Annotated in this window: 8 protein-coding genes; 4 read left to right on the top strand and 4 right to left on the bottom strand. The window is 61.1% G+C overall.

Annotated features, from left to right (window positions below):
• Together AC5JJ6_RS35595 and AC5JJ6_RS35590 are read right to left on the bottom strand one after the other, a co-directional pair.
• Positions 1–347: hypothetical protein (locus tag AC5JJ6_RS35595; RefSeq protein WP_496046573.1), on the bottom strand; the 347-nt coding region annotated here is incomplete at its 3' end.
• A gap of 53 nt (positions 348–400) precedes the next feature.
• The gene (locus AC5JJ6_RS35590; protein WP_496046572.1) at positions 401–595 is read right to left on the bottom strand and encodes a hypothetical protein; all 195 of its coding nucleotides are present in this window, start codon (positions 593–595) and stop codon (positions 401–403) included.
• Positions 596–910: 315 nt separating this feature from the next.
• On the opposite strand from AC5JJ6_RS35590, the gene AC5JJ6_RS35585 reads away from it, so the two are divergent.
• Positions 911–2032 carry a Kelch repeat-containing protein gene (locus AC5JJ6_RS35585; protein ID WP_496046571.1) on the top strand — a complete coding sequence of 374 codons (1122 nt, stop codon included), beginning with the start codon at positions 911–913 and terminating at the stop codon, positions 2030–2032.
• 15 nt (positions 2033–2047) lie between these two features.
• On the opposite strand, the gene AC5JJ6_RS35580 is transcribed toward AC5JJ6_RS35585, so the two are convergent.
• Both AC5JJ6_RS35580 and AC5JJ6_RS35575 read right to left on the bottom strand, forming a co-directional pair.
• The gene (locus AC5JJ6_RS35580; RefSeq protein WP_496046570.1) at positions 2048–2284 is read right to left on the bottom strand and encodes a hypothetical protein; all 237 of its coding nucleotides are present in this window, start codon (positions 2282–2284) and stop codon (positions 2048–2050) included.
• Between the two features lie 72 nt (positions 2285–2356).
• Positions 2357–2665, bottom strand: a complete 309-nt coding sequence (locus AC5JJ6_RS35575; RefSeq protein ID WP_496046569.1) for a hypothetical protein — start codon at positions 2663–2665, stop codon at positions 2357–2359.
• Positions 2666–2902: 237 nt separating this feature from the next.
• Between AC5JJ6_RS35575 and AC5JJ6_RS35570 the strand changes: the two genes are divergently transcribed.
• The 3 genes from AC5JJ6_RS35570 to AC5JJ6_RS35560 all read left to right on the top strand — a co-directional run bounded on the left by AC5JJ6_RS35570 (position 2903) and on the right by AC5JJ6_RS35560 (position 6425).
• Positions 2903–4240, top strand: coding sequence for an MFS transporter (locus AC5JJ6_RS35570; protein ID WP_496046568.1), 1338 nt, complete (start codon positions 2903–2905; stop codon positions 4238–4240).
• A gap of 104 nt (positions 4241–4344) precedes the next feature.
• Positions 4345–5373: an amidohydrolase family protein gene (locus AC5JJ6_RS35565; RefSeq protein WP_496046567.1), complete on the top strand. Its 1029-nt coding sequence runs from the start codon at positions 4345–4347 to the stop codon at positions 5371–5373.
• Positions 5374–5408: 35 nt separating this feature from the next.
• Positions 5409–6425, top strand: a complete 1017-nt coding sequence (locus tag AC5JJ6_RS35560; RefSeq protein WP_496046566.1) for a catechol 2,3-dioxygenase — start codon at positions 5409–5411, stop codon at positions 6423–6425.
• Positions 6426–6548 lie beyond the last annotated feature (123 nt).

The following is a 6548-nucleotide window of genomic DNA, read 5'->3' as shown; positions in this document are numbered from 1 at the left end:
TCCTGCACGGTGAAGGGCTCGAAGCCGCGGCGCCGCGAGCCGGCCGGGGCCTCGATGACCAGGGTTCGCTCCTCGGTCACCGGCGGGGTGCGCCGGCCACTCTGCCGTTTGCGCCGCTGCCGGCGTGCTTCCTTGGTCCTGGCCCGTTTATCCGGTTCCGTTGCCTTGTCCATGCCGCCCGGCGCCAGCTTCGGTTTCTTCGGCAGATCCTTTAGTCGAGCGCTCTCCGCGCGCAGTTGCTGGTTCTCCCCGCGCAGCGCTGTCACTTCGACCAAAAGCTCAACCACCAGCTTCTTCAGCTCGTCGAGGGACAGGGCGTCCAGGTCTGGAAGCGGCGGAACTGACATGCCGTTAGCCAACCATGCCGACCCTCATCAAGGGAAGCCCTCACGTCAGATCGTCACATCCACCAACCGGGGAAACTGACCAAGTCCTTGTAGGCCATGTGATAGCCGTACAGGCGCGGTCCTGTGCGTCCTGGATACAGGCGTCTTGGGCGAACCGGCTCAACGGTGTTGGCAAAAACGTCGATCAAGGCGCGCAGCAGTTCCAGGGGATTGGATCGGGTCAGCAAACGGACCAGTGTCCCTGTCATGGCGCAGAGTGTCTACGGGGCGGTCACACTGTTCACGATCTTGAACTTCCAACAGAATCACCTCTTCACCCCAGGAAGCAGTGGTCGCCCACCGACCGCATGAGACTTCACTGCGCAATTGCCCGCTGGCGCTTGTCCACAGGTCGCTAACTGACGACCGGTGGCCGTTCGACGTTTCCGGAGCCGGCACTCCAACAGACCCGATAGTATTGCTGAAAGGTTGCGCAATGCTGCCGGTGTCCAACAATCGTTGGTTCAGCATCCGGAGCACTCTGGTACCATGTCGCAGGACTATCGGCTGGCAGGGAAGACGTCATGGATCGCAGGACATTCCTCGGTGCAGGTATCGGAGCCGTCGCCCTTGGTACTGTCCGGGGACAGCCGTCCTATGCGCAATCGGCTTTGCCCGAATTGCTACCCGCCGCAGATCCCTATGCTCGCCTTCAAGGTGGCATGCCGCACCATCTGACACCGGACCAGGAGGCGCAGCGCGTCGTTGACAGCCCGGCTTCGGCCGGTCCGCCCGGCCGTTGGATCAGCCGCGCCGCGCTCCCGATCCCGCGTAGCGAAATGGCGTGGGCCGCCGTTACGGCGGAGCGAATGCATATCGTTGGCGGCTATGGGGAGGGCGCCGTCAATCGCGCCTACCACCATATCTACAACCCCACAGTCGACCGCTGGTATGAGGGGGCTGCTCTGCCACGCGGCGCTAACCATGTCGCGGTCGCGGCTGACGCCGGCCGTGTCTACGCGTTCGGCGGGTTCATTGAGCAGAACCGCCGATCCGACACGAATGCTTACGTCTACGACGTCGCAACCAACGAGTGGACATCCCTTGCGCCCCTGCCTCGACCGCGCGGGGCAGCTGCGGCCGTGGTGCTGAACGGCTCGATCCATCTGATCGGGGGCGCGTCCGAACCGGCCAGCGAACGGGCAAGCGTCGGCTGGCACGAAGTTTATGATCCGAAGACGGATCGCTGGTCGGCACGAAAGGCGTTGCCGGGGGCTCGGGATCACGTGGGGTGCGTCGCTCATGCTGGCGTGATCCACGTCATCGGTGGTCGTTTCAACACGTTCGAGTACAACACCGACCTTCATCACATTTACCTCCCGGACCGAGACACTTGGGAGACGCGGGCGCCTCTGCCAACAGCTCGCTCGGGACATGGCCTTGTCGTCTACCGCAACCGCCTCTTCACCATGGGGGGAGAAGGCGGAATTCTCACCGGCGGGGTGCCGCGCCAGGCAAAGGTATTTGGCCAGATGGAAAGCTATGATCCGGGCAGTGACACTTGGCAACATCATGCGCCGATGCCAACACCACGCCATGCGGTCGGCGCCGTGACGATCGGCGACTGGATTTATGTGGCAGGTGGCGGCGCGGTCCTCGGCGGCTCTGTGCAGTCGGCCGTGCACGAAGCTTTCACGCTGGGATGATGTTGCACCATCGTCCTATTCATCCACCTGGCGACCTACAATCCGGAGGGACTGAAGCGCCAAGTTCCGTTTCCAGGCCCAGCATGCGTCGCCGCAGGTCACGATCCGGTCTGCGACCGCGGAGATGAACCCCCCACGCTCCGCATCCATCGCTTCCAGTTCGGCTTCGGTGGCGAAGATGAACACCTCGATGTCGGCAAGTGCGTCCCACTGACGGGAACGGAGGATGCGGCGAGCAGAAGACGAAACCATATCAGCAGAACCGGCAGAGGGAAGGACCGTCAGATATGGTGACCGGCAGCCCTCATGCCTCGCCCGCGCTGATCATTTCACGGCGCGCCGCTCCGGCAGGACCTCAATGCGCGTACAGGTCCTTACCAGACCGTGGCCAAGCACGATCTCGCCACCATGGTCGTCATCTCGCCGCGAAAAACGGCGGTGCCAGGGCCAAGCGCCGAGCCAACTCAGCGTGATCGTCACATTCAGTCCCTTGCCGGCAAGGGCAAGTTGGGCCGGTAGCGGGAAACCGAATTTGAAAGTCCATGTCGAGTTCGCAATGTGCGGCATCACCCTATAACGACCGGTTATGTCAGCGTCGGAAAAAGCGATAAGACCTTCGGCGTGGATTGGCATAGAAATCCAGCAGATAAAGGTTTGCCAATCAAAGCCAACTGACTTGTCCGGGGAGCAGTGGGTATGTGGGATGGGTTGCCCTCAGTAATTGTGTCAACCCAGCTGACCATCCTGGGATGAGGCACAAGACGGGCAGCCGAATTGACCATCAAGAAAAACAAATATTTTTGAAAGTTAGGGGAAACGATGCCGAACAGCACATCATATGCTGCTCATCCAATTATCGGTGGACATACAATGAATACAATTAACATCAAGTCATTTATTGATGAACGACGGATTTCGGTATTTCAATGGTTTCTAGTCGCCATGTGCTTCTTCGTTGTCGTCGCCGATGGCATGGACGTGGCCATCATGGGCTTTGTGACTCCTTCAATACTACAGGAGTGGGATATATCGAGGCCGGCTTTCGGCATCGTGATCAGTGCGGCTCCCTTCGGTCTCGTGATCGGCGCCCTGGTGGCAGGACCCTCTTCGGACAGGTTCGGGAGAAAGATCGTCCTGGTCGTTTCCGTATTCCTGTTCGGCGCATTAACCCTCGCGACGGCATACGCGTCATCGCCCGCCGAGATGGCGATCCTGCGCCTGCTGGCCGGGATGGGCATGGGTGCTGCCATGCCCAACGCCTCGACGCTGCTGTCGGAATACGCGCCTCAGCGGCGGCGCTCGTTGATGATCACGATCATGTTCACCGGCTTCAACCTCGGTTCGGCGGCGATTGGGTTTGCTGCAGCGTATTTGGTTCCATTGCATGGCTGGCGCTCTGTGCTGATTGTCGGAGGCGCCGTTCCGCTGCTGCTGCTTCCAATTCTGATCCTGTTTCTGCCCGAGTCCGCGCGCTTGCTGGCGCTGTGTGGGGCTGAGTCCAGAAAAATCGCCGCGACGCTGGGCCGTGTGACCGGACATCGCTTCTCCGGTACCGAGATTTTTGTCTCGAACGAGCCGCCACTGCAAACACGCAAGCCCATCGGCGTGCTGTTTTCGCCTGGCTATGGCATGACAACACTGTCGCTTTGGATCACGTACTTCATGGGCCTGTTGGTCATCTATCTTCTTACAGGCTGGCTCCCCACGCTCATGAAAGACGCCGGCTTATCGATTGAGACAGCGGCTAATGTAACTGCGATGTTCCAGATCGGCGGCACCATCGGTGCGATCATCGTCGGCTGGGCGATGGACAGAGCGCGGCCAGCTTTCGTGATCGGGGCGGCTTACCTGTGCGACGGAGCGTGCATTCTTGCACTATCGCTGCTGAGCGTACTGTCTTCGGCGCTGGCCCTGCTGATATTTTCCGCCGGGTTCTGCATGAGCGGCGCGCCGACCGGTTTGAACGCCTACGCTCCGGGCTGCTACCCCACGGTGGCCCGTGCGACCGGCGTGAGCTGGATGCTCGGCGTCGGGCGCTTCGGCAGCATTCTCGGTTCAGCGGTCGGCGGCGCTCTGCTGGGATTGGGCTGGGGCTTCAGCGCCATCCTTTCGATGCTTGCCGTCCCGGCGGTCTGCGCAGCGGTCGCCATCCTGCTGACGCAGCTTGGGCGCACCGGTGAGGTCAGCAAGGAAGCTGCCGCACATTAAAACCTTCTCACTGCCTTTCTTAGCAGCACGGATCGCGCTTCCTGCGAGCTCCTGAGCGTAGCTTCAACCCACATATCCGAATTCACTTGGCAAGGGCTATTCCAATGATCATCGACTGTCACGGCCACTATACGACGGCACCCAAGGCTCTGGAGGACTGGCGCAACCGCCAGATTGCCGGCATCAACGATCCCTCGTTGCGGCCGCAGGCGTCCGAGCTGAAGATCAGCGACGATGAACTGCGCGACACTATCGAGAACAACCAGCTCCGGCAGATGAGAGAACGGGGCAGCGATCTGACCATCTTCAGTCCGCGCGCAAGCTTCATGGCCCATCACATCGGCGACTTCGCGATCTCCTCAGAATGGGCTGCCATTTGCAACGAACTCTGCTATCGGGTCTCGAAGCTCTTCCCGGACAACTTCATAGGCGCGGCCATGCTGCCGCAGAGCCCGGGCGTCGATCCGAAGACCTGCATTCCTGAACTCGAGAAGTGCGTAAAGGAGTACGGGTTCGTCGGCATCAATCTTAATCCCGATCCATCCGGCGGTCACTGGAAAAGCCCGCCGCTCACCGACCCGTACTGGTACCCGATCTATGAGAAAATGGTGGAATTCGACATACCCGCCATGATCCACGTCTCCACGAGCTGCAACGCCTGCTTCCACACGACGGGAGCGCACTACATCAACGCCGACACGACCGCCGTCATGCAATTGATCGAGGGCGACCTGTTCAAGGACTTCCCGACGCTGCGCTTCGTGATTCCGCATGGCGGCGGCGCAGCACCCTATCATTGGGGCCGTTATCGCGGACTTGCGCAGGTGCTGAAGAAGCCGTTGCTGCGCGAGCATATCCTCAGGAACGTCTACTTCGATACCTGCGTGTATCACCAGCCCGGCATCGATCTGCTGACCAAGGTTATCCCCGTCGAAAACATCCTGTTCGCCAGCGAAATGATCGGCGCCGTGCGCGGCATCGACCCTGAAACCGGCCATAACTACGACGACACCAAGCGCTACATCGAGGCGACGCAGAACCTGAGTTCGGAAGACCGCCACCAGGTCTTCGAAGGCAACGCGCGCCGCGTTTACCCGCGCCTGGACGCTGCCTTGAAGGCACGCGGACGGTAAATCCTGGCACTCACAGAAACACCTGAGGAAACGTTATGCACGAAGAACCGATCATGGACGTGGCCCATCTGGGCCATCTGGAGCTGCTTACCCCCAAGCCGGAAGAAAGCCTGCGCTTCTTCGTCGATGTGCTCGGCATGACCGAGAGCGGCCGACAGGGAGATTCCGTCTATCTGCGCGCCTGGGACGACTACGAGCGCTACTCGCTCAAGCTGACGGGTTCAAACACCTCAGGGCTCGGGCATGCCGCCTTCCGGGCGCGCAGCCCGCAGTCCCTGGAGCGTCGGGTCAAGGCGCTTCAGGGCTCCGGGTACGAGGTCGGTTGGGTCGAGAACGAACTCGGGCACGGCCCGGCCTTTCAGTTCCGCGATCCGGACGGGCACCTCATCGAGCTTTACTACGAGACGGAATGGTACGAGGCGCCGCCGGAATTGCGACCGGCGTTGAAGAACCAGGCGCAGCGCTATCCGGCACGCGGCGTCAACGTGCGCCGGCTCGACCACTTCAACTGCCTGGCGGTCGATGTGCGGGCTAACCGGGAGTTCTTCCAGCAGTACCTGGGCTTCCGCCTGACGGAGCGCATCGAGCTGAACGATGGCACCGAAGCGGGGATGTGGCTGACCTGCACGAATAAGAGCTACGACTTCGCCTACACGCGGGAGGCGCACGGCATCAAGAACCGGTTCCATCACATCACCTACGCCCTCGACAGCCGCGAGGACATCCTGCGGGCAGCGGACGTCTTCCTCGAGAACGGCGTCTTTATCGAAACAGGACCGCACAAGCATGCAGTCCAGCAGACCTTCTTCCTCTACGTCTACGAACCCGGCGGCAACCGGGTGGAGGTGGCGAACGCCGGCGCCCGGCTGGTGCTGGCGCCCGACTGGAAGCCGATCACCTGGACGGAGGAGGAGCGCAAGAAGGGCCAAGCCTGGGGGCTGAAGACGATCGAGAGCTTCCACACCCACGGCACCCCGCCACTGCCAAGCCAGCAGGGCGACGAGATGATGGCCGGCGTGGACGACCTGTCGGAGAAAGGAATCGCATCATGACTTCAAGAGATAAGAACGTTTTCCCGCATGTGATGGAGACTTTGTAATGAGCGTTGTCATCACCGATCCACCCCGCGTTGCCTTGAAGACGGCCGAAGCCTTCGCCCCCTACGGCGTCGCCAC

The sequence above is a fragment of the Skermanella sp. genome (assembly GCF_059503625.1).
This window is presented reverse-complemented; position numbering and strand designations above follow the sequence as displayed.